This is a genomic window from Mesorhizobium sp. Pch-S (assembly GCF_004136315.1).
GTDB lineage: Bacteria > Pseudomonadota > Alphaproteobacteria > Rhizobiales > Rhizobiaceae > Mesorhizobium.
Window position 1 is genome coordinate 771809 of the sequence record NZ_CP029562.1, and the last position, 22993, is coordinate 794801.

Genomic DNA, 22993 nt, shown 5'->3' on the forward strand with positions numbered 1-22993 from the left:
CGTGTCCGATTTCTACATTCCCCGCCTCACCGCGCTCATCGAGAAGGCATCGAAGGAAAATGCCGAAGCCTTCGAGCAGGCGGCGGGCCGCTTTGCCGACTCTCTGCAGAATGGCGGGCTCGTCCATCTCTACGGTTCCGGCCACTCCGTGCTGCCCTGCCAGGAAGTGTTCCCGCGCTATGGTTCCTATGTCGGGTTCAACCCGCTGACCGACCCGCGCGTGATGTGGAACAACGTGCTCGGCGCCGGCGGCGTGCGCGAACTGCTCTGGCTGGAGCGCACGGAAAACTACGCCGAGAAATTCCTCGACCACCAGCCGCTCAACAAGGGCGACTCCATCATCATCTTCGGCCACAGCGGCCGCAACGCCTCGGGCATCGACACCGCGATCTACGCCAAGAAGCGCGGTATCTTCGTGGTGGCGATCACCTCGAAGAACAATCTCGACAAGCCGGCCACGCATTCGTCCGGCATGCGGCTGGCCGATGCGGCAGACCTCGTGATCGACACCTGCTCGCCGATCGAGGACGCAATTGTTCCCGTGGAAGGCTGGAGCCGCCCGGTTTCGGGCTCGTCGACGGTCCTGGCCATGATCATGGCGCATGAGCTGATCGCCCGCACCGCCGATCAGCTGTCGAAGCGCGGCGTCGAGCTACCGGTCTTCGCCTCGCCGACGATCGCCGGCGTCACCCTGCACGACACCGACGTGATCTATGGCGTCTACCGCGAGCGCATGCTGGAAGCGCAGAAGAAACATCTTCCGACCTTCCAGGCCACGATGCGCGGCGAGTGATCGAACAGGAAAGGCCGGTCTCGCCGGCCTTTTCCTCTCCAGGCTGGAGCGTTTCCGTTTTTCGCGGAAACGCACCACTTTTTGTTTTCACACAATTCCGGACGGAAAACCGCTACGCACTTTTCCTGGAATTGCTCAGTTGCCGTTCCGGCAGACGGCGCCGGGTGATGGCAACATGGAAGCCGGCTCCGTACAGCAGGCCCGCATCGTTGAAATCGAAGGTCGGATTGTGCAACGGCGCCGAAGTCTCGCCATTGCCGACGAAGACGAAACAGCCCGGGACATGGTCGAGGAACCGGGCGAAGTCCTCCGAACCGGTCATCGGCTCCCTGGCGGTTGCGATCGCCCCCGGCTCGAAGACCGTTGCCGCAGCCGCGAAGGCTTCCTCGACCAGCGCTGCGTCATTCACCAACGGCACGAACTCGCGCGTGTAGATGACCTCGGCGCCGACATTGTGGGCGAGGGCGGTGCCTTCGGCGATGATGCGCATCTGCCGCTCGATCTCGGCGCTGACTTCCGGGCGAAAACTGCGGGCATCGCCGAGGATCCGGGCAAGGCCGGGCAGCGCGTTGCGTGTGCCGTCGGTGATCAGTTCGGTCACCGAGACGACGCCGATGTCGGTCGGGCTGAGGCGCCGCGACACGATGGTCTGCAGGTTGGTGACCAGCGCGCAGGCGGCAACCAGCACCTCATTGCCCCAATGCGGGCGGGCGGCATGACCGCCGACGCCCTTCAGCACGATCTCGAAATTGTCCTCGGCCGACATGAACGAACCGGCACGCGTTTCGAAGTGACCGATCGGCAGACCCGGCATGTTGTGCAGGCCGTAGATCTCCTCGAACGGGAACCGTGCCATCAGCCCGTCGTCGAGCATCGCCAGCGCGCCCTTGCCCCACTCTTCCGCCGGCTGGAAGATGAAACGAACGGTGCCGTCGAAACCGCCCTCCTCTACCAGTCGCCGGGCCGCGCCAAGCAGCATCGCGGTATGACCATCATGACCGCAGGCATGCATGACGCCCGGGTTCTGCGACCGATAGTCGGCCATTCCCTGCTCGGAGATGCGCAGGGCGTCCATGTCGGCGCGCAGTGCGATCGCTCGATTGCTTGAGCCGCGTCGCAGCGTACCGACGACACCGGTGCCACCAACGCCTTCGGTGACATCGTCGATACCGAATTCACGCAGCTTCGCGGCAACGAAGGCAGCGGTGCGTTTTTCCTCGAAACCGAACTCCGGATGCGCGTGCAGGTCGCGCCGCCATGCCGTCATTTCGCGTTCCAGCAAAGCCGTTTCGGTCATGCGGGCATTTCCTCATAGGTCGCAATGACGGACGGACTTACGCCGACCAGCAATTCGTAGAGCCCGGGATCGGTCGCGCCTTCGGTGTTGACCAGAAGGATCCGAGACGCGGCGTCGAGGCGCAGCGCCGCCTTTAGCGCCGGCTCGGCCAGCGCACGGGCCAGCCCGGCAAGGCCGACACAGCCGCTTTCCCCGGAGACGATCGCTGGGTCGCGACCTCCTGGCCGGGCCAGCCGTTTCATGGCCGCAATGGCATCTTCCTCCTCAACCGTCATGAAGGCGTCGGCAACACGCGACAGCACGCGCCAGGCGACCAGCGAGGGCTCATAACATTCCAGCATCGCCATCACGGTCGGCTCGCCGTGCTCGATCCTGGTCACGCGACCGGTACGGGCGGTTTCCAGGATGCAGGCCGCGCGGGCCGGTTCGACCACGACGAACGTCGGGCGTTCGCTTGCAAGCGTCTCCGCGAAATACCCTGCCAGCGCCGCGGCGATACCACCGACGCCGGCCTGTACGAAGACGTGGGTCGGTGGCTGGTCGAGCTGGTTCAAAGCCTCATGGGCTATGGCCGTATAACCCTGCATGACCAGACCGGGAATGCGTTCGTAGCCGGGCCATGAGGTATCCGACACGATCGACCAGCCTTCGCGCTCCGCCGCACGCGCAGCCTCGGACACGGTCTCGTCATAGGTGCCGTCGACACGGACCATCTCGGCGCCGAAACGGGCGATCGCAGCGACCCTCTCATCGCTGACGCCGGCATGCACGAAGATGACGGACCGCGCACCGACAAGCTGCGCGCCTTGCGCGACCGAGCGGCCATGGTTGCCGTCGGTGGCACAGGCGAAGGTCATTTTGGCGGCAACGGCGCGTACGCGCGGGCGATCCAGATCGGTAAAACCGACGTCACATTCGAAATGGCGGGCGGCTTCTTCCAGCACAAGCCGGATCACCGCATAGGCGCCGCCGAGCGCCTTGAAGCTGCCGAGACCGAGACGCTGTCCCTCGTCCTTCACATGGATGGTTCCGACACCCAACGCGTCCGCCAGCGCGGGCAGGGCCACGAGCGGCGTGGCAACGGCGTTCTCCCTGAACTCCAGGAAGCGTTCCACCTCATGCGCGCCGGCAGCACCGAGAACTTCGGCATCGGCCGGAAGCAGGGGTGCATCGTGGTCCGGATGGGTGTTGATCAGGAACATCTGCACCTCTTTCACGTCATCGGCGAAGATGTATTGCATCGCAGGCGCAAATTGCGCTGTATTCCGCCGCGATCCGCGCAAGTTTGTTTCATGAGGCAGCATGGTGGCGAAACCGGCAATCGAACTCGACAGTTTCGACCTGGCGATCCTCGCCATCCTGCAGAAGGACAACGCGACGCCGCAACGGCTGGTGGGCGAAGCGGTCAACCTCTCCGCCCCCGCCGTGCAACGGCGCATCCGGCGTCTTGAAGAGGCCGGCGTCATCGCGGCCAACGTCGCCATTGTCGACCCCGCCAAGGTCGGACAGGCCATCACCATCTTCGTGGAGGTGGAGGTGGTCAGCGAGACCGCCGAACTGCTCGACGCCGCCAAGCGCGAGTTTTCCGCCGCGCCGGAAGTGCAGCAATGCTACTATGTGACCGGCGAAGCTGATTTCATCCTCATCATCGTCGTGGGCACGATGGCCGACTACGAGGCCCTGACGCGCCGGCTGTTCTTCTCCAACAACAACGTCAAGAAATTCCGCACCTTCGTCGCGATGGACCGCGTCAAGGTCGGGCTCACCGTGCCGTTGACGGACGCAGGCAAGGCATGACGCTAGCTATCTGCCGATGCGGCTCGAAATTGCCTGGGTAAAAGATACGCAAATTGAAGTCGCAAATTCTTGATAATCATACTCAACAATGGTAGGTCGCTCTCGCTCGTATGAGCCGAGACCTGAGTGGATCATCATCAAACCGCCGGATCGTCTCGGCTCCGTAAAGTGGAGACGAGACCTTGCAAGACGATATGCGCCCCGACGTCGCGAACCGGACAAGTCGGAAGAACCCATTCGGCCAAGCCGCCCGCATTGTTGCTGTTGCCAGCCTGATTGCAGTGAACGTCGCTCCGGCGCTGGCACAACAGACGACCCCGGTTGAAAGCAGTGCGCCAGTTGTGGCGCCCACCGGAGAGAACACGGCGCCATCTGCGCCAGACACGAATTCAGCGCAAGGTGGAGCGACGGCTCCCGCGGCCCAGCCCGCACCGGCTCCGGCAACTCAGCCGGCACCTGCGATGTCGGCCCAGCCTGTGCCTACTGAAATCGCCCCAGCGCCTGGCGCACCGAACGCTGCAGAAGCACCCTCGATCGCCAAGGCAACCCTGCCGCACAATCTGTCCCCCTGGGGCATGTTCATGAGCGCGGACTGGGTGGTGAAGGGAGTTATGATCGGCCTCGCCTTCGCGTCGCTGGTGACCTGGACGGTGTGGCTTGCCAAGTCGCTGGAAATCGCAGGCTCCAAGGCGCGCCTGGCCAAGGCCTTGCGCGGCATCACCGGCGCACGCCGGCTCGACGACGCGACGCAGGCGCTCGGCAAGGGTGCAGGCATTGGCGGCGTGCTGGTGCGGGCCGCTGCCGAAGAACTGGAAATGTCGCGCCAGGACGATGGCGGCTACGATGCCGCCGGCGTGAAGGAACGTGTGGAATCGCGCCTGATGCGCATCCAGGCTCAGGCCGGTCGGCGGCTGAGCCGCGGCACCGGTGTGCTTGCCACGATCGGCTCGACCGCCCCCTTCGTCGGCCTGTTCGGCACGGTGTGGGGCATCATGAACTCCTTCATCGGCATCTCCGAGGCGCAGACCACCAACCTTGCCGTCGTCGCGCCCGGCATCGCCGAAGCGCTGCTCGCCACCGCCGTCGGCCTGATCGCCGCCATCCCGGCGGTGGTGATCTACAACGTCTTCGCCCGCTCCATCACTGGTTATCGCCAGGGGCTTGCCGATGCTGCTGCCGGTGTGCAGCGCCTTGTCAGCCGTGACCTCGATCGTGTTTCTTCGGTCCATGCCACGGCGCGTTCGCATGTCTCAACACCTGCCGCCAGGCCCACAAATGGCCATCAGGCACCCGCGGTAGCCGTCTAGGAGAAGCGCGATGGCTGGCGGCATCAAGCAATCGTTCGATGACGACGATATGCAGGAGAACCATGAGATCAACGTGACGCCGTTCATCGACGTCATGCTGGTCCTGCTCATCATCTTCATGGTCGCCGCACCGCTGGCGACAGTCGACATCAATGTCGACCTGCCAGCTTCCACAGCGAGGCCCGCACCCAAGCCTGAAGAGCCGCTCTACGTCACGCTGAAGGACGACCTCAGCCTGGCAATCGGCCAGCAGACTGTGGACCGGTCCGCCTTCCAGCAGCAACTGGACACGATCGCCAAGGGTGACAAGCAGAAGCGCATCTTCCTGCGCGCCGACCGTGGCGTCGCCTATGGCGAGCTGATGGAGGTGATGAACCTGATGCGCGGCGTGGGCTACCTCAAGGTCGCGCTGGTCGGGCTGGAAACGGTTCCAACGACAACGCCTGCGGCGGGAGCGGCGCAGTGACAGCCGCAACGGCACAAGGCGGCCTGTTCGGCGGCTTCAGCCGCCGCGAACTGGCGCTGTGGTCGGGCGCTGCATTTATCGTTGCTTCACTTCACGCCGGCGGCGGCTGGTATCTGGGCAGGAGTGGATCGGAAAGCACACCGCCACCTGCGGCCCCTCCCGCCATCATGCTCGACCTGCCACCAATGGTCATCAATGCCGACACGGTACCGCTCGATACGGCCGACCCGATCGACAACGTGTCGGAGACACCACAGGAAATCAACGAGCAGATAGACCCTGTCGAAGAAGAGGTCGCGAAACCTGTCGAAGAGGTAACGGAACCGGAACCGGAGATAGAAGCGCCGAAGCCTGAAGTCGCCGAGGAAGTCGTTCCGGACCTCGTTGAAGCGCCACTGCCCGAAGTCGCGATGGCTATTCCCGAACCACGCCCCGAGACTGAGAAGCCGAAACCGGTGGTGAAGCCGGTTGAGAAGAAGAAGCCGGTCAAAAAGAAGAAGCCTGAGCCCGTAGAGGAAGCCAAGACCGAAAAGCCCGAGAAAGTCGAAAAGAAGAAGCCGGTCAATTCGCTCGCGCAACAGAAAGCTGCCCGGGACGGTACCAACATCCCGAAGGCGGGTGGCAGCAGCGGCACCACGGGCAGTTCAGTCACGCCATCGCAGTGGACCAGCAAAGTTGGCGCACATATCCTCCGCTACAGGCGTTCAGTGAGCTTGGGCCGGCGTGGGGGCGGCGATGCCACGGTACGGTTTACCTTCGATTCCAATGGCACAATCCTGTCTGTTGCCCTTACCCGATCCTCGGGAGACAAGGCTCTCGATGATGCGGCAGTCACAATGATCCGACGGGCATCGCCGATTCCCACACCTCCACCTTCGGTTACAACCCGGTTCCTCGTTCTCCCGGTCGGCTCACGCTGACAGATCGGCATCTTCCCGGAAATGAAGACGGCGCGGATTTGAATCCGCGCCGATTTCGTTTTCAGAGCTGCTCTAACGGTGAAATCGGATCTCGCTGCGATCTCAAGCTTTTGCCGTCTTCGGTCCGAGCAGGAAAGCCGTCACTGCCGCCAGCAACGTCGCGATGCCAGCATAGGCGAAGGCGCTGGCAACACCGATGTTGTCGACCAGAAGACCGCCGACGACAGCGCCTGTCGCAATCGCCACCTGGAAGGCCGTGACCATGAGGCCACCGGCACTTTCAGCCTGGTCGGGCGCGGCGCGCAACATCCAGGTCTGCACCGAAACCGGGATGGCGCCGAAGGCGAAACCCCATGCCGTGACGGCGATGGCCGAGGTCATCGGCGAGGCACCGAAGACAAGCAGAACCAGCGTCGAGATCGCGATCAGCAAGGGCGACAGGCCGGCGGCAAGCTTCAGGCTACGTTCGACGATGAAGCCACCGACGAGATTGCCGATGAAGCCACCGATGCCGAAGGCAAGCAGCACCAGCGAGATGTTCTCGACAGTCAGCACCGGCACCTGCTCGAGGAAAGCGCGGACATAGGTGAAGCCGGCGAAATGACCGGACGCGATGAACAGGATGAAGAGCAGGCCGACCTGGATGGCCGGGCGCCGGGCGACATCCAACAGGGTGCGCAGGCTGGCAATACCGGAAGGCGGCAGGCTGGGAAGCGTGGCGACCTGCGCCAGCAGCGTGACGGCGCCGACGATGGCTGCGATCAGGAAAGCGGTGCGCCAGCCCCAGATATCACCGACATAGGCCCCGACCGGGGCGGCGCAGACGGTGGCCACCGAAACGCCGCCGAGAATGATCGACATGGCTCGCGGCAGCAACCGCACGGGCACCAGGCGCATGGTCATGGCGCCCGACATCGCCCAGAAACCGCCGAGCGCGACACCGAGGACGACACGCGCTGCCAGCAGCATGCCCAGCGAGGACGCGAAGGCGGCGATGAGGCTCGAGACGATGAGCAGGAAGGTCAGCACCCACATCAGGATCTTGCGGTCGAGACGGCGGGTGATGATCGCCATGGTGGGCGCAGCGATGGCACCGACGATCGCCGTGGCGGTTACGGCCTGGCCGGCAGCGCCTTCACTGACGCCGAGGTCTTGCGCCATCGGGGTGAGCAGGCTGGCCGGAAGGAATTCAGCTGTCACAAGCCCGAACACGCCGAGCGCCAGTGAGACGACGGCTCCCCAGGCCGGATCGGCACGCTCCTCGACAGAAGACAATGCGGGCGCGTCCAGCGCCGCTGTCGCGGGGTCGGTCATGGTCAGTCTCCGAATTGGTTGCAGTGCAACAAATGGAGGTGACCGCCTGGAGTTTCCATGTTAGAAACACCATTATGCTTGATCGTTCGTCCAAAAATTCGTCACCGTCGGTCTCTCCGACCGGAGATCCGCTGACCGACATCCTGCGCGGACTGCGCCTCGACGGCGTGCAGTACGGCCGCTGCGAGATGAAGGAGCCGTGGGGACTGGAGTTCCCGGCACAGGACGCTGCCCGCTTTTATTTCGTCGGCCAGAAGGCTTGCTGGATGCGCATGCCCAATGGCGACTGGTTCGAGATGAAGGCCGGCGATGCCGTGCTGGTGCCACGCGGCGCGCCACACGCGCTGGCCAGTTCGCCGGACGTGCCGACCACGCAGTTCAAGGGCTATGAAGTCACCGAGATCTGCAAGAACGTCTACTGCATGAGGACGGAGACAGAGGCAGAAAGCTGTGTACCGGGCACGCTGCTGTTCTGTGGCACCATGTACTTCAACCTCGACAGCCTGCACCCGCTGCTCGGCATGATGCCGGATGTGATGCGCACGCACGGCCTGGAAGAACACGAGCCAAGCATCCCGCATTTGCTGGAAGCGATGGCGCGCGAGATCAAGATGGAACGCGTCGGCTCCGCCGGAATCGTCGCCCGGCTGGCGGACGTGCTGGCCGCCTCGATCATCCGCTCATGGGTGGAGCGCGGTTGCGGTGATTCCAAGGGCTGGATCGCGGCGGTCCGCGATCGCGAGCTCGGCAAGGTGCTTGCTGCAATTCATCTCGAACCGAACCGCGACTGGAGCGTCGAGACGCTGGCACGCAGCATGGGCGCCTCGCGCTCGGGCTTTGCCGAACGGTTTGCTTCGACCGTCGGCGAGACGCCGGCCAGGTACGTCACCCAGGTTCGCATGCACCAGGCCAGGCAATGGCTGACGCATGACCGGCTGAGGATCGCGGTCGTCGCCAACCGGCTCGGCTACGAATCGGAAGCCGCCTTCAGCCGCGCCTTCAAGCGGGTGATCGGCGCGCCGCCGAGCCATTTCCGCGGCGAGGACCACATCGAAGTCCCGAACATCTGACATTAGAGCGTTTCCGTTTTTCACGGAAACGCGGAAACGATCTGAGTTTTTGTTTTCGCTGCATTCTTGTAACGCCAAGTGCTTCCACTTGGCTACAAAATGCTCTGGGACGCCGCGCGTCCTTTTAGACGTGCAAAGGTTGCTCCAACACTTTTGTTGGGGCGCACGCCCGGCGGCGAATGCCGCCCAGCTAGGAGCGCTGGCGCGCCGGTGCTGTCAGCCGACGGCGCCGCCCTGTGCATCCAGCATACGCCGTGCGCTTTCCTCGTCGGTGATCAGCACCGTCGGCTTGACGAGATGCATGGCGCCGAGCAGCGCCTCGATCTTCTCCTGTCCACCCGAGGTGAGGATGCGCAGGGGCGCCCGGCGCAGGCGATCGACTTCCACCGACATCACGCGATCATTGACCGGATGCTCGACAAGGTCGCCATTGCGGTTGAAGAAATGGAACAGGAGATCGCCGACGGCGCCGCGTGCGACGAGCGCTTCGCGGTCTGCCTCCTTCAGAAACCCTCCGCGATAGAAGGTCGTTGCTGAAGCGATGCCGCCGATCGACAAAAGCACGGCATCCAGCGCATCGGCCATCTCGAAGATCTCTTCCAGACCGCAGCGCTCCACCAGCGCCACCTTGGTCTCGACGCTGTCGACCACGGCAGGCGCCGGAATCAGATAGCCGTCGCCCTGGAAGACCTGGGCGAAGCGCCAGGCGAATTCGGCCGGATTGTAGCGGCGCGCGACACCGACGCCGCCGAGCAGCGAGATGACCTTGAAGTCGTTCAGCGATTTGGCGCCGATAAAGGGCAAGGTCGAGAACAGTGTGCGCCCCCAGCCGACGCCGACACGCATGCCGGATCGCATCGCTTCCGAAAGATAGGCGCCCGTCTTGGCGGCGATACCGGGGATCGGGTCGGAATCCGCGCTGGAGAGCGGCGCGACGAGTGCCTGTTCCAGGCCGAAGGTCCTTTCCAAGGCCCGCTCCAGCCGCACGATCTCGGACAGTTCGCTTTCGATGGCGATCTTGACCTCGTTACGGGCGCGCGCCTCGGCCAGCATCCGCACGACGGTGACGCGGCCGACACCAAGCACGTCGGCGATCTCGTTCTGGGTCATCTGTTCGATGAAATACATCCAGGCGGCACGGATACGCAGGCGATCGGCCTTGCTTTCCGCTGCAACCGTCCCGTTCTCGCCGGCTCCGCCCTCCGTTGTCCCCGCCTGCCGCTGCGGCTTTCTTGCCACTGCATCCCTCCCCGTAAGCACTGCAACCGAACCGTTCCCGATTCGTCATATGGCCACTATCGTCTTTTGACCGGTCCTGCACGATATAAACAATTGGCTGATACGGCCATGCCGCCTATACCCGGCAGATAGGAAGCAGAGAACAGACGATGCTGCGTGAAATCTCCGAAGAGGTCCGCGTCAACCTGAAGGACCGTTTGCGCGACGTTCGCCACGTGATCCGCAGGCACCGGCACGACAGCCCAGCCCAGCAGGCGCGGCAGGGCGAAGAGGCTCGTCCATCGTTTCCGATCCGCGAGATCGAGGGACTGCTCGGTCATGCTGCAAGTGCTTTCGACGACATGATGTCGGTGGCCGAAACGCTGGTGCCGCGCGAGCGCAGCGGCCGTATGAGCGGGCTGACGCCAAAGCCGCTTGGTGTGTATTTCGCGTCCGGCGATGCAGCGCTGGCCGGCGAACGCGCCTTCCGGCGCGACATGTACGCGCTGGCCAAGGCCGTACTCGCCGAACGGAAGGCGGATGGCGTGCGGGTGCGCGAGGCGAACTTCACGGCCGTGCACACGGCGGTCGAGCGGCAGCATGCCGAGCTTTTTCAGAGGCTGACCCGCGAAGGCGACTGGGCAGGGCGTGTCGCATTGGTCGCGGCGCTGAGCGCGGCATTGTTGGTGGAGTTCCTCAACCACGACCCGTTGCGGCAAGGCGAGACAGCGGCAACGGCTGTCCGTTCGGGCCGCACATTCGCGATCTCCTGCCTGGCGCCTGTCGCGCTTGCGGTCGGACTTGCCAGCGTCGACACCAGCTCGAAACCCGAACCAGACCTGCTCGAGATCGCCTTGCTCGCCACCGACGCCAGGTTCGACCGCATCCTGGCGGCGTGCAACGGCAACGACCCGCTGGACGAGCTGACGACGGTGTTTGCCACGCTGCTGGCACATCTGCTGTAGGATCTCTTCCTTCACCCCGTTTACGGGGAGAAGGTGGCCCGAAGGGCCGGATAAGGGGCAGCACGAAGCAGACAAATGTTGGCTCCGCCCCTCACTGTCCTGCCGAACATCTCTCCCCGTACACGGGGAGAGAAAAGCAGCTTCGATGCGGCTGCTCGACAGTTCAGTGTTTATTGTTTGCCCAACTCGACGATGCGCTTCTTGGCGCGCGAGATCGAGGCCGGGCTCATCGACAGTTCGGTCAGCCCCATACGCAGGAATTCCGCAATCAGATCCGGACGAGCGGCGGCCTCGCCGCACATGCCGACCATGATGCCGGCTTCGACGCCGGCCTTCGCGGTAATCTCGATCGCCGCCATCACCGCCGGATTGGCGACATCGTTCAAGGCGGCCACCGTCGGGTTGAGGCGGTCGGCAGCCATGACATATTGGGTGAGGTCGTTGGTGCCGATCGAGAAGAAGGAAACTTCCTTCGCCAGCAGCGGAGCTATCAGCACAGCCGCCGGCGTCTCGATCATCACGCCGAGCTGGAAGTGGGCATAGGGCACGCCGTCACGCTGCAATTCGGCGGCGCATTCGTCGACCAGCCCCCTCGCCCGCCGCACCTCATCAATATCCGACACCATCGGCAGCATCACCTTGACGTTGCCGTGCACGGCTGCACGCAGCAGCGCCTTGAGCTGCGGCTTGAAGATGTCCGGCCGGTCGAGGCACATGCGGATGCCGCGCCAGCCGAGGAACGGGTTTTCCTCCTCCGGGAACTCGATGCCGGCCACCGGCTTGTCACCACCGATGTCGAGCGTGCGCACGATGACCGGATGCGGCGCAAACGCCCGCGCCAGTGCCGCATAGGTCTCGGCCTGCATGTCTTCTGACGGCAGGTGCATGTGGCGCATGAAGAGAAGTTCCGTGCGGAACAGGCCGACACCCATGGCGCCGGCAGCCTGCGCGGCTTCGATCTCTTCCAGCGAGCCGATGTTGGCAGCCACTTCGATGACTTTGCCGTCGGCACGCTTCGGCACCACATCCTTGAACACGTCGAGCGCGTGGCGCTCCCTGGCGGCTTCCTCGATGCGACGGACATGGTCGGCCTTCACGTCCGCGACCGGATCGGCGACAACCAGGCCGCTGTTGCCGTCGAGCGCGACTTCCTTCGCATCCCGCAGGTCCGAAACCCGGGCGCCAAGGCCCAGCACCGCCGGAATGCCATGCGAGCGAGCAATGATGGCGATGTGCGAGGTCGCACCGCCATGACCGCAGACGATGCCACCAATGCGCTTCAGCGGCGCACGCGACAGGTCCCATGCACCAATGTCGTCGGCAATCAGGATGGCTCCCTGCGGAATATCCTCCAGGCTGATATCGTCCTGGCCGAGCAAGGCGAGGCAGATCTGGCGGCCGACCGCCTGGACGTCGTCGGCGCGGGCATTGAGATATGGGTCTTCGACAGAACCGAACTCGGCGGCAAGCCTGGCGGCGGTGGCGATGACGGAGGCGACCGCATCGGTACCGGCCCGGATCATCGCTTCGGCTTCACCGATCAACGTGTCGTCGGCGGCGAGATCACGCAGGGCAGCGACGATGCCACGATCACCGCCGGCCAGGCTTTCGCTGGCCAGCGCCTTGTCCATGCGGGCCTGCACGGCAGCGACGGCATGACCGAAACGCACGATCTCGGCCTCGGCTTCTTCGGCGGTCAGCGTGCGCGCCTGCGGGCGGATTTCTGGCGGGAAATGCGCGAAGGCAGGACCGACGGCAACGCCCTCGCTGGCCGCGATACCACGCAGACCACCTGATGGCTCGGCCTCCGGGGCAAGGGTTACCGCGACTGGCTTGGGGGCCTCGCCATTGGTTTCCTTGTGCTCACCAGTGGCATCGTCTTCGTCGAGCCCGGCGCGCGGATTCTCCAGATAGCCGATCAGCGCCTCGACTGCTTCGGCAGCGTCGGCGCCATTGGCACGCACAGTGACTTCCTGGTTCTCCTTGACGCCCAGGAGCATCAGCTTGACCGAGCTCTTGGCGCTCACCGACTTGCCCGCCTTCACGATTTCGACTTCGGACTCGAAACTCTTGGCGAGCCGCACGAAGCGGGTCGCGGGGCGGGCGTGCAAACCTTCATGCACTCTGACGATGGTCGAGCGTTCCATACGGGCAATCCTATCAGATATTCCGGCCGATCCCGGAAGGGGCGCAATCGAAAAGAAAGCGCCGTGGCCTTGCGCAGAGGCCGCGGCGCCAGGGATTTCAGGCGGCGATGGTGATCAATGCGTCCTGCCTGAGGGCCTGGACGAGGTCACCTGTGTCGACGGCGCTGGCGCAGATTTCGCCAGGACGCTCCGCTTCCGTCGCACCGTTGAACGAGATGACGACATGGCCGATCTCGCGCACCTTGCTCCATGCGCTGGAGCCGATTGCGGTGATCGTTGCCGACACCGCGCCGATGGCGATCGACGCGCCGACTTGCGGCGCGCCGTCGCTGGGGCCCTGTACGGCCTTGTGCATCACCGAAACCTCGGCGAGTTCCGGCGGCGAGCCATCCGCGAACAGGATGACCACACCACCCTCGGCGAGATCCGCCACTTCGGGTCCAACTGCGGTTACCCGCGTTTCCAACAGAACCGTCATGATGCGGCGAATCTCCTTCTTGTCGTTACAGGACCAGCAGACTGACTACCCATGCAAGAAGCACGGACACGGGACCCATGATCTGGCGGCTGATGAGCACCGCCGGCACACCGATCTCGATCGTCTTGGGCTTGGCTTCGCCAAGCGCCAGACCGACCGGGACGAAGTCGCAGCCGACCTGGGTGTTGTAGGCAAACAGCGCCGGCAGCGCCATCGCCGGCGAGATGGTGCCGTTGGCGATCTGCGGGCCGATGATGGCGACACCGATGACCTGGGCGATGACCGCGCCCGGCCCTAGGATGGGCGAGAGGAACGGCAGGCCACAGATCGCCGAGATGATCAGCAGGCCGACGATATTATTAGCCAGCGGGCCCATCGGCTGCGCCAGCACGTCGCCGATGCCGGTGTAGAGGATCAGGCCGATCAGCATGGTCACGAAGGCCATGAAGGGCAGAACGTTGCGGATCACCTGGTCGATGGTGCGGCGGCCGGCGTTGAAGAAGATGCCGACGACACGACCCATGACGCGGCCGATCGACGAAATCAGCCCGATCATCCCGCCTTCGCTCGGCAGCGGCTGGGCCGGCGCCGACGGCGAATTGCTGTTGCTTGAACTCATTGCCGCTGCTCCCCCCGAGTGGTTATCGTCTCCGAGCCGTCGGCCATGACGATGTTGGCCGGCTTGACGCCCGAAACATAGATGTCTTCCAGGATGAACTGGGCGAGAGGCCCGGACTGGCCGACCGGTGTGACGTTGACGGTCGGGATGCGCTTGCGGGGATAGACGCCGCAACGTGCGGTGCCGCCGCAGTCGACGACGACGACAGCCATTTCGCCTTCGATGGGCGGCGATTTGAAGCCATCGACGGCTTCAGCCCCGGTCATCTCGGCGATCTGCTGTGCGATCGGATGAATGCCGCCGCCGGTGACGGAGACCACCTTGTTGCGCTGCGCGGTCGGCTCGATGACGAGCGGGCCGCCCCAGCCCCCGGAGCCCTTGGAGATTTTTACGGCCTTGTAGGTCTTTGCCATGATGTTTCCCGCCCCTTACAGCTCGACGCCCTGACGGCGTGCCATGATGGCGGTGATGCGTTCGGTCAGCATGCCCTTGAGCAGGATCACGACGAGACCGACGATGGCGTACCAGATGGCCACCTTGATGTGGTAGCCGGCAACGACCACGCCCTTCTTCTCCAGCTCGAGCAGCGCGACCAGCACGCCGCCCCAGACGAAATATTCGCCGGGATTGATGTGCGGGAACAGGCCGAGCGGCGGATGCACGTAGGATACGGCCGCGTCATAGAAGGCCGGCTTGTGCTTCTCTTCGAGGAAGGAACCGAAGGTATAGGCCATCGGATTGGTGAGGAAGAAGACGGCGAGCAGCGGCAGCACCGTGTAGCGGGTGAGCGCGATGCGGCCGGCGCCGCGGGCAAGGCCGTGCACGCGCTCCTCGCCGACCAGTTCCGTGATGGCGTAGAACGCCGTCATCAGCACCACCAATGTCGGGATGATGCCAGTGACGAAGCCGGCGAAGACCTCGCCACCCTTCTGGAAGATGCCTATGAAATACTTGCCGATGGCGGTCAGCCAGCCGAGCTGCTCTTCCTTGGCGACTTCGTTCAGCTTCTCCTTGAACTGTTCGACGGTGATCGGGCCGCTGTCGGCCTGCGCCAGGACGACAAGATTGTCGCTGGCATGAGAAACGGCAAGCTTGCCGTGCAAGGCAGCATCCTGGACGACCGCGCCTGCTGCGTGCAGGTGCTGGACGGCCATGTCGGCGTGCTGCGCCAACAATGAAATTACAGACATATCTCCTCCTTGGGCCGTCCGCCGTCTGTCCCCTACGGCAGCGGCGTTTGTTTTATGCGCTGACTGTCTTCAAGCCGGTCAGACCCGGCTTCTTTCCCGGCTCCAGCCGTGCCCGGTCGATCTGTTCGATCGCCCGCTTCACGGCCTCGGCCACACCGGGTTCCCCCTCTCCCATGATCGTAGGATTGGACCGGATACGATCGAGGGCAACGCCCTCGAATTCTTCAAGTCGCCTGAACTTGGCGAACACCGAACGGCCGCTCATGACAAGCAGGCGGCGCACGACGAGATCAGGCGTCACCACCATCAGGACGATGATGCCCTTGGCAAAGCGGCCGCGATAATTTCCGGCACCGACGAAGCCGTCGGCGTATTTGTTGGTGATGCCTTTGAAGACGTCGGAATAGTGCCGCATCTGCAGCCAGACGCCGAGGGACTGCAGCCCCCAGACGAGCGCAAGCGCGAGCAGTGCCCACTGCCAGATTGCCATCAGGATATCTCCTCCCAAGCCCCTGGCGCCGCCATGACTTCATGACAGTACCAAGACGAAAGTTAGAGAACATTTGTTTTCTTGGATGTCAATATGTATGATTTTCAGACGAACCTTGGAAACGATTGATCCACCGCATTTGGTGGTGACGACGCCTGTGCTCGCGGTTCCAGGAGTGGGCGGCGGTTTCCCTGGAACTGCGTAAAACAAAATGAGAGCGTTTCCGCGAAAACGGAAACGCTTTAAAGTCGGCTTCAAAGGAAGTGTCATGGATCTGCGATTCAAAGACGAACTGGCCCTGATGCCGGATCTTCGCCACCAGCTGCGGCGCCTGCGGTGGTTCAGGGCGACATTCCGCGCGAGCGCACGATCCGTGGAGGCGACCTACGGTCTTCGGTTCGACATCGACGAAACACGGCTGACCAGGGCTTTCCTCGACTGGATCGAGATCATGGAAGCGCAGAAGCGTTTTGCCGAGGTCAACCGCGCCGATTTCATCATCTTCGCCGCCGGCCTCGTGCTGCGCGAACTGATCCGTCAGGAGCCAGCCAAGGCGATGGGCAACGGGCCGCGCCCGGACCTGCCGCCCGCCGAGGCCGGCATGGCCGAGATCGTGCAATTTTGGCCGGAAGGTTTTCTCTATACCAACTACTGCGTAGCGGCGATCGCGGCCGTATACGAACAGGAGTTCGGTCATGCGCCGACCATCGACCAGTGCGCCGACGACCTGCGCACCTGGTGGTCCTACCGTGAGAACGTCACCGAGATGCCCGCCTATGCAGTGGCCTTCCTCGACCGCTTCCTGGGCGCCGAGCCGAACTGGATCGTGCCCGACAGCGCACAGTCGAGACAGGCGATGCAGGACGCGCTTGAAACGACAGACCAGCGGAAAGTTGGGCATCAGGCCTGATCGCCTTCTTGAACATTCGTCTCTTTGCCGATAGCGATGTGCCAAAATTATCGGACATTCGGGGCATGGCGTGGCGGCACAACAGTTGATCATCTTCGATTGCGACGGCGTCCTGGTGGACAGCGAACCGCTGGCCGCGGAAGCCTATGAGCGCGTCTACGAAAAACACGGCATGAGCGGCGTCGGTGCGGACATCATCGCCCAATGCGTCGGCATGAAGCAGGCCGACATCATCATCCGCATCAAGGAACTGACCGGCCATCACCTGCAACCCGAGCAGGAGGGCGACTTGTGGACGGTGACCCGCGACCTTTTCAGCGAGAAGCTCAATCCGACCACCGGTATAGGGTCATTTCTGCGCACGCTGGAGGCGGGTCGCTGCGTCGCCTCTTCATCGTCGTTGCAACGCATCCACCACAGCCTCGACGTCACCGGCCTCGCACCGCATTTCGGCGACGCGATCTTCTCTTCCTCCATGGTGAAGCGCGGCAAACCGGCTCCGGACATCTTCCTCTACGCCGCCGAGAAGATGGGCGCGGATCCCGCGAACTGCGTGGTCATCGAGGACTCGCCTTTCGGCGTCGAGGGCGCCGTTGCCGCCGGCATGACGGCAATCGGCTACACAGGAGGCGGCCATACCTATGCCGGCCATGGCGAGCGGCTGAGGGCGAAAGGCGCCCATGCAGCGTGTGCGAACTGGCGGGAAATCTCCGACAGGCTGAGCGGGCTCGGCTTCCGACTCTAAAGAGCGATCCGGCATCGATGCTCGGGCCGGCTAGATATCCGGCGCGTTGCCGATAATCGTCTTGAGTTCGATGGCCCAGGCGCGGCCCTCGTCGCCACCCCACAACAGCCACGCCACATAGCCGGCGGAGGGATTGTCCTCATTGCCGAAGTTCCTGGCGCGCTTGTCGACTTCATGGCGGGCGAAGAAACTCACCATGCGCCGGATGGTCGAAGGCTGCAGTGCCCGGCGTTCGACCAGTTCGCGGGCACGACCGACGCCGATCTCGGTGCCGCCACGTCCGAACCTTTCGCGCAGACGCAGCCCTTTGGCGGCATTGTCGGCAACAACCTGCGGGGGAACGAGCGAGATTTCAGGCGGATTGGTCACGGCATGTCCCGGCGCATTGTTGACGCTCGTGCCAGCTAGCGCGATTCCCAGCCGGTCCGCCATTTGGAACTGTCCGCGCAATGACCTGGGCACCAGCAGCCAAGGTCTATCGCCGCCTCCCCGAAGGGAGACGGCGCCCCCGCCGGGAGGAATTCTAGACCAGCATGGTCATCGGGTTTTCGATGATGCGCTTGAAGGCGCCGAGCAGTTCGGCTCCCAGCGCACCGTCAACGGCGCGATGGTCGGTCGACAGCGTCACCGACATCACGGTGGCGATCCTGATCTCGCCACCCTTCACCACCGCCCGTTCCTCGCCCGCGCCAACCGCCAGGATCGTCGCATGCGGCGGGTTGATGACGGCAGCGAAGTCCTTGATGCCGAACATGCCGAGGTTCGACACCGCCGTGGTGCCGCCCTGATACTCTTCCGGCTTCAGCTTGCGGTCGCGCGCCCGTTTGGCCAGGTCCTTCATCTCGTTGGAGATCACCGACAGCGTCTTCTGGTCGGCCTTCCGCACGATCGGCGTGATCAGCCCGCCCGGGATCGACACCGCCACGCCGACATCGGCATGCCTGTGCTTGACCATGGCACTATCCGTCCACGACGCATTGGCATCCGGCACGGCGACCAGCGCCTGTGCCATCGCCTTGATGATCATGTCGTTGACCGAAAGCTTGTAGGCCGGGACATCGCCCTTTTCGGTCTTCCGCATCGGGGCGGCGGCATTGAGTTCGGAGCGCAGCTTCAGCAGTGCGTCCAGCTCGCAGTCGAGGGTGAGGTAGAAATGCGGGATGGTCGACTTCGCCTCGACCAGACGGCGGGCGATGGTCTTCCTCATATTGTCGTGCGGGACGAGGTCGTAGGAGCCCTGCTCGAACAGCTTGAGCACCGCTTCGTCCGACAACGGCTTGACCGCAGGCGCGGCAGCCGGAGCGGCGGCAACTGGCGCCGCAGCCGGAGCAGCAGCAGCCTTGGCCACGCGACCACCGGCAATCGCCGCCTCGACATCCGCCTTCACCACGCGACCATGCGGGCCGGACCCGGTGACGACTGCCAGATCGAGCCCCGCCTCACGTGCCAGCCGGCGCGCCAACGGCGTGGCGCGGACCGCGCCTGCCGACGCAGGCGTCTCCTGCACGGCGAGCGCAGTCTGCGCGGGCTTGTCCTGGGAGGAGGACATCGGTGTCTCGGCTTTTCCGTTGGCGACAGGCTGCGGTTCGACAGGGCCCGGCGCCGTCGCAACAGGCGCAGCAGCTTCTTCGCCTTCGGCATAGATCCAGGCCACAGCGGCGCCGACCGGAATGTCGACGCGTTCCTTGCCGGTGATGTTACGCAGCGTACCGGAAGCCGGCGCATCGATCTCCATCGCCGCCTTGTCGGTCTCGATCTCGAACAGGACATCGCCCTGCTTGACGCTGGCGCCTTCCTCGAAGAACCAGCGCGAGATCTGCCCGGTCGCCATGTCCATGTCGACCTTGGGAAGGATGACTTCGACCGGCATCGTCAGCGCTTTCCCTTGGCAAGGTCGCGCGCGGCCGCGATGATGTCCGGCACCTGTGGCACCGTCGCCTTTTCGAGATCCGGATTGTAGGGGATCGGGATTTCGGCGCCGCCAAGGCGCACGATCGGTGCATCGAGATAGTCGAAAGCGTCGCTCTCGGCGACCGCGGCGCTGACCTCGGCGCCGATGCCCAGCGTCTTCACCGCCTCGTAGACACACAGCAGCCGCGAGGTCTTCTTGACGCTGTCGATGATGGTCTGCTTGTCCATCGGGCGCACGGTGCGCAGGTCGATGACCTCGATGTCGATGCCCTCGGCCTGCAATGCGGCGGCCGCTTCAAGCGCCTTGTGCACCATGATCGAGGTGGCGACGATGGTGAGGTCGCGGCCCTGGCGGCGGACATCGGCCTTGCCGATCGGCACGGTGTAATGGCCTTCCGGCACCGGGCCCTTCATCTTGTAGAGCAGCTTGTGCTCGAAGATCATGACCGGGTCCGGATCGGCAACAGCTGCTAGCAGCATGCCCTTCACATCATGCGGAGTCGCCGGCTGGATGACCTTCAGGCCAGGCACGTGGCCGAGCCAGGCTTCCAGGCTCTGGCTGTGCTGCGCGGCAGCACCGGTGCCGGAACCGGCCGGGAAGCGCATCACCACGGGAACCGAAACCTCGCCGCCCAGCATGAAGCGCATCTTGGCGGCCTGGTTGACGATCTGTTCCATGGCGAGCGTGGCAAAATCGGAGAACTGGAATTCGAAGATCGGTCGCAGGCCAGTCAAGGCCGCGCCGACGGCAACACCCGCACCGCCCAGTTCCGAGATCGGCGTGTCCATGACGCGCTCGGAGCCGAAACGCTCGACCAGATCGCCGGTGACCTGGAAGGCGCCGCCATAGACGCCGATGTCCTCGCCCATCAGGAACACGCGCTCATCCTGCTCCATGGCGATCGCCATGGCTTCCTGGATGGCCTGGGCATAACTCAGTTCACGCACTGCGACGTCCATCACGCAACCTCCGTATAGACGTAGTTCTCAAGGTCGCGGATTTCCGGGCTCGGGCTGTCCTTGGCGAACTCGATGCCGTCGGCAATCTCCTTCTTCACCGCTTCGCGCACCGCCTCGATGCCGGCGTCGTCGATGATGCCGAACTCCTTCAGCTCGGCTTCGAACAGCGCGATCGGATCGCGGTTGGCCATCCAGTCCTCGATCTCTTCCTTGGTGCGATAGCGATTGCGATCGCTCTTGGAATGGCCGCGGTAACGGTAGGTCTTTGATTCGATCAGCGTCGGACCTTCGCCGGCGCGGGCTCTCTCGACAGCTGCATCGGCAGCTTCGGCCACTTCGGAGAAATTGTTGCCGTCGACGATGACGCCAGGCATCGCATAGGCGCTGGCGCGGTCGGCGATGTTCTTCACAGCGGTCGACCGTTCGGTCGAGGTCGACATGCCGTAGCCGTTGTTCTCGCACACGAAGATCACCGGCAATTTCCAGACGGCAGCCATGTTGAGCGCCTCGTGGAAAGCGCCCTCGTTGTTGGCGCCGTCGCCGAAGAAGGAGACGGCGACCTTGCCGGTCTTGAGCTTCTTGGCGGCCAGGGCTGCGCCGACTGCGATCGGGATGCCGCCGGCGACGATGCCGTTGGCGCCGAGATTGCCCTTGGTGACGTCGGCGATGTGCATGGAACCGCCACGGCCTTTGCAGTAGCCTGTGGTCTTGCCGAAGAACTCGGCGAACATGCGCTTTACATCAGCACCCTTGGCGATGCAGTGACCATGGCCGCGATGGGTCGAGGTGATCTGGTCCTGGTCGGTGAGCGGCATGCAGATACCCATGGCGCTGGCTTCCTGGCCGATGGACAGATGCATGGTGCCGTGGATCAGGCCGCGCATGTAGGCGTCCTCGGCGCCCTCCTCGAAGCGGCGGATCAGATACATCTTGTGCAGCACTTCGCGCAGCTGCTCAGCCGTATACTTGCGGAAGGCAAATGGCAGGTTGGGTTGCGCCGCGTCGCTGTTTGCGGCTTTCCTGGCGGTGGCCATGATGATGCTTCCTCAGTTTCCGTAGACGAGCTTGTCCTGCCGGGCGCGCAGCTCGGCGATCTTGGAGCCTGGCGCCGGAGCGGCGTTGGCATAGGTGATCAGGTCGCCCTTCCTGATAGGCGCGGTCACCGAACCGCCCTGCAGCAGGCCGCATGGAATGGCCTTGGCGGCGCGGGCTTCCGGCGCAGTCATGATCCAGGCGCGGTAGCAGTACTCGCCAATGGCATCGAGCCTCTCGCCCGGCTGCATGTCCTTCTTGGCGACGGCGCAGACTTCCGCGACGGGCTTGGCCAGCGGCACCATGTCGGCCTTGCCATAAAGGACGACGCGGGCGCAGGTGAGCGGCACTTCGAGCGACGTCAGGTGATAAGGCCGATGGAAAGTGAAGTATGGGCCCTTGCCCATCTTCAGGTCTTCCATACGCTCCGAGACACGCGGATGCGACATGTCGGCGACGACGAACACGCCAGGCGCGACGCCCTTGCCGATGGAGTAGTCGACGACGCCGACCCTGGAGAGGACGCCGCCATCCTTTTCCGGGACCAGCACTTTGTTGAGTTCGCCCAGCGTTGCGGCAGGCCCATGCATGCCGGCCTTGTCGGGCACGAGGCCGGTGGCGTTGGCGATCGCCGCCATCTCGACCATGGTCTTGGAGCCGTCGACGAATTCGACCAGCATGCGCACGTTCATATGACGGCGCGCTGCCTCCTCCTCATAGGCGGGAGGGGTGGCGTCGATGTTGAGCGGATTGTTCTTGCCCTTGCCGGCGGCGACGATGGGATGGCCCATGGCCGAGACGAATTCGATCAGCTCCATGCAGGAGGATGGCTCATCGCCCGCACCCAGCGAGTAGGTGACGCCGAGCCGATCGGCCTCGCTCTTCAGATAGGCGCCGATGGTGACGTCGGCCTCGACATTCATCATGACGAGGTGCTTGCCGTGCTCCATCGCACGCAGGCCGATTTCCGCGCCGACGGCCGGAACGCCCGTAGCATCGATGACGACGTCGATCAGGTCGTTGTTGATGATGAGGTCGGCATCGTTGGTGACGGCAACCTTGCCGGCTTCCATGGCCTCGGTCATGGCCGAAGCGTTCGAGACTTCCTTCGAATGGCCGCCCTCCTGGAAGGCGATGTCCACGGCCTTGTGGGCGTTGGGAATGTTCAATTCGGAGATCGCGCCGATCTCGATGCCGGACATGTGGGCGACGCGCGTGACGATATCGGTGCCCATCTCGCCCGAGCCGATCAGGCCGATGCGGATCGGCTTTCCGGACTTGCCGCGCTCCTCGAGATCACGGGCAAGGCCCGTCAACGCAATATTGGAAGCCATAGCAGTCACTCCTCCCACATGCAGGCTGTT

22 protein-coding genes and 1 pseudogene are annotated in these 22993 nt (G+C 63.9%); 9 read left to right on the forward strand and 14 right to left on the reverse strand.

Going from position 1 to position 22993, the window contains the following annotated elements; genetic code table 11:
* The first annotated feature begins 1 nt into the window (after position 1).
* Positions 2-793, forward strand: coding sequence for an SIS domain-containing protein (locus C1M53_RS03620; protein ID WP_129410994.1), 792 nt, complete (start codon positions 2-4; stop codon positions 791-793).
* A 112-nt stretch (positions 794-905) separates the two neighbouring features.
* Here C1M53_RS03620 and C1M53_RS03625 read toward each other — a convergent pair whose 3' ends face one another.
* Together C1M53_RS03625 and C1M53_RS03630 are read right to left on the reverse strand one after the other, a co-directional pair.
* Positions 906-2090 carry a M20 aminoacylase family protein gene (locus C1M53_RS03625; RefSeq protein WP_129410995.1) on the reverse strand — a complete coding sequence of 395 codons (1185 nt, stop codon included), beginning with the start codon at positions 2088-2090 and terminating at the stop codon, positions 906-908.
* Positions 2087-3292, reverse strand: a complete 1206-nt coding sequence (locus C1M53_RS03630) for a diaminopropionate ammonia-lyase (protein WP_129416007.1) — start codon at positions 3290-3292, stop codon at positions 2087-2089. Before C1M53_RS03630 ends, C1M53_RS03625 begins: the two co-directional genes overlap by 4 nt.
* 100 nt (positions 3293-3392) lie before the next feature.
* On the opposite strand from C1M53_RS03630, the gene C1M53_RS03635 reads away from it, so the two are divergent.
* The 4 genes from C1M53_RS03635 to C1M53_RS03650 all read left to right on the forward strand — a co-directional run bounded on the left by C1M53_RS03635 (position 3393) and on the right by C1M53_RS03650 (position 6580).
* Complete coding sequence (locus C1M53_RS03635; protein ID WP_129410996.1) at positions 3393-3887, forward strand: Lrp/AsnC family transcriptional regulator; 495 nt, start codon at positions 3393-3395, stop codon at positions 3885-3887.
* Positions 3888-4081: 194 nt separating this feature from the next.
* On the forward strand, positions 4082-5194 hold the full coding sequence (exbB, locus tag C1M53_RS03640) for a tonB-system energizer ExbB (protein WP_129416008.1): 1113 nt from the start codon (positions 4082-4084) through the stop codon (positions 5192-5194).
* A gap of 10 nt (positions 5195-5204) precedes the next feature.
* Positions 5205-5660 (forward strand): TonB system transport protein ExbD, encoded by a 456-nt coding sequence (exbD, locus tag C1M53_RS03645; protein WP_129410997.1) that lies wholly within the window; start codon positions 5205-5207, stop codon positions 5658-5660.
* Complete coding sequence (locus C1M53_RS03650) at positions 5657-6580, forward strand: energy transducer TonB (protein WP_129410998.1); 924 nt, start codon at positions 5657-5659, stop codon at positions 6578-6580. Before exbD ends, C1M53_RS03650 begins: the two co-directional genes overlap by 4 nt.
* A gap of 102 nt (positions 6581-6682) precedes the next feature.
* Here the strand turns inward: C1M53_RS03650 and C1M53_RS03655 are convergent, their stop codons facing one another.
* Complete coding sequence (locus C1M53_RS03655; RefSeq protein WP_129410999.1) at positions 6683-7894, reverse strand: MFS transporter; 1212 nt, start codon at positions 7892-7894, stop codon at positions 6683-6685.
* A gap of 74 nt (positions 7895-7968) precedes the next feature.
* Between C1M53_RS03655 and C1M53_RS03660 the strand changes: the two genes are divergently transcribed.
* The gene (locus C1M53_RS03660) at positions 7969-8964 is read left to right on the forward strand and encodes an AraC family transcriptional regulator (protein WP_129411000.1); all 996 of its coding nucleotides are present in this window, start codon (positions 7969-7971) and stop codon (positions 8962-8964) included.
* 216 nt (positions 8965-9180) lie between these two features.
* On the opposite strand, the gene C1M53_RS03665 is transcribed toward C1M53_RS03660, so the two are convergent.
* Positions 9181-10203, reverse strand: coding sequence for a sugar-binding transcriptional regulator (locus C1M53_RS03665; RefSeq protein ID WP_129411001.1), 1023 nt, complete (start codon positions 10201-10203; stop codon positions 9181-9183).
* A gap of 149 nt (positions 10204-10352) precedes the next feature.
* Here C1M53_RS03665 and C1M53_RS03670 point away from each other — a divergent pair, with 149 nt between their 5' ends.
* Positions 10353-11147 carry a hypothetical protein gene (locus tag C1M53_RS03670; protein ID WP_129411002.1) on the forward strand — a complete coding sequence of 265 codons (795 nt, stop codon included), beginning with the start codon at positions 10353-10355 and terminating at the stop codon, positions 11145-11147.
* Positions 11148-11317: 170 nt separating this feature from the next.
* On the opposite strand, the gene ptsP is transcribed toward C1M53_RS03670, so the two are convergent.
* The 5 genes and pseudogenes from ptsP to C1M53_RS03695 all read right to left on the reverse strand — a co-directional run bounded on the left by ptsP (position 11318) and on the right by C1M53_RS03695 (position 16071).
* Positions 11318-13294 (reverse strand): phosphoenolpyruvate--protein phosphotransferase, encoded by a 1977-nt coding sequence (gene ptsP, locus C1M53_RS03675; RefSeq protein ID WP_129411003.1) that lies wholly within the window; start codon positions 13292-13294, stop codon positions 11318-11320.
* 97 nt (positions 13295-13391) lie between these two features.
* Complete coding sequence (locus C1M53_RS03680; protein WP_129411004.1) at positions 13392-13772, reverse strand: PTS glucitol/sorbitol transporter subunit IIA; 381 nt, start codon at positions 13770-13772, stop codon at positions 13392-13394.
* A 25-nt stretch (positions 13773-13797) separates the two neighbouring features.
* Positions 13798-14804, reverse strand: a pseudogene (locus C1M53_RS03685) (PTS glucitol/sorbitol transporter subunit IIB).
* A 15-nt stretch (positions 14805-14819) separates the two neighbouring features.
* Entirely contained in the window at positions 14820-15581 is a 762-nt protein-coding gene (locus C1M53_RS03690; protein ID WP_101937913.1) for a PTS glucitol/sorbitol transporter subunit IIC, read from the reverse strand.
* Between the two features lie 52 nt (positions 15582-15633).
* Positions 15634-16071: a transcriptional regulator GutM gene (locus C1M53_RS03695; protein ID WP_129411005.1), complete on the reverse strand. Its 438-nt coding sequence runs from the start codon at positions 16069-16071 to the stop codon at positions 15634-15636.
* A 268-nt stretch (positions 16072-16339) separates the two neighbouring features.
* Here C1M53_RS03695 and C1M53_RS03700 point away from each other — a divergent pair, with 268 nt between their 5' ends.
* Positions 16340-16981, forward strand: coding sequence for a hypothetical protein (locus tag C1M53_RS03700; RefSeq protein ID WP_129411006.1), 642 nt, complete (start codon positions 16340-16342; stop codon positions 16979-16981).
* 70 nt (positions 16982-17051) lie between these two features.
* Positions 17052-17726 carry an HAD family phosphatase gene (locus C1M53_RS03705; protein WP_129411007.1) on the forward strand — a complete coding sequence of 225 codons (675 nt, stop codon included), beginning with the start codon at positions 17052-17054 and terminating at the stop codon, positions 17724-17726.
* Positions 17727-17756: 30 nt separating this feature from the next.
* Here the strand turns inward: C1M53_RS03705 and C1M53_RS03710 are convergent, their stop codons facing one another.
* The 5 genes from C1M53_RS03710 to C1M53_RS03730 all read right to left on the reverse strand — a co-directional run bounded on the left by C1M53_RS03710 (position 17757) and on the right by C1M53_RS03730 (position 22963).
* Positions 17757-18158, reverse strand: coding sequence for a hypothetical protein (locus tag C1M53_RS03710; protein WP_245488434.1), 402 nt, complete (start codon positions 18156-18158; stop codon positions 17757-17759).
* A gap of 91 nt (positions 18159-18249) precedes the next feature.
* Positions 18250-19596, reverse strand: a complete 1347-nt coding sequence (locus C1M53_RS03715; protein ID WP_129411008.1) for a pyruvate dehydrogenase complex dihydrolipoamide acetyltransferase — start codon at positions 19594-19596, stop codon at positions 18250-18252.
* A 2-nt stretch (positions 19597-19598) separates the two neighbouring features.
* On the reverse strand, positions 19599-20597 hold the full coding sequence (locus C1M53_RS03720) for an alpha-ketoacid dehydrogenase subunit beta (RefSeq protein WP_129416010.1): 999 nt from the start codon (positions 20595-20597) through the stop codon (positions 19599-19601).
* Positions 20597-21631, reverse strand: a complete 1035-nt coding sequence (locus C1M53_RS03725) for a thiamine pyrophosphate-dependent dehydrogenase E1 component subunit alpha (protein ID WP_129411009.1) — start codon at positions 21629-21631, stop codon at positions 20597-20599. The genes C1M53_RS03720 and C1M53_RS03725 overlap by 1 nt, the downstream gene beginning before the upstream one ends.
* Before the next feature lie 12 nt (positions 21632-21643).
* Positions 21644-22963, reverse strand: coding sequence for an NAD(P)H-dependent oxidoreductase (locus C1M53_RS03730; protein WP_129411010.1), 1320 nt, complete (start codon positions 22961-22963; stop codon positions 21644-21646).
* Positions 22964-22993: the final 30 nt, after the last annotated feature.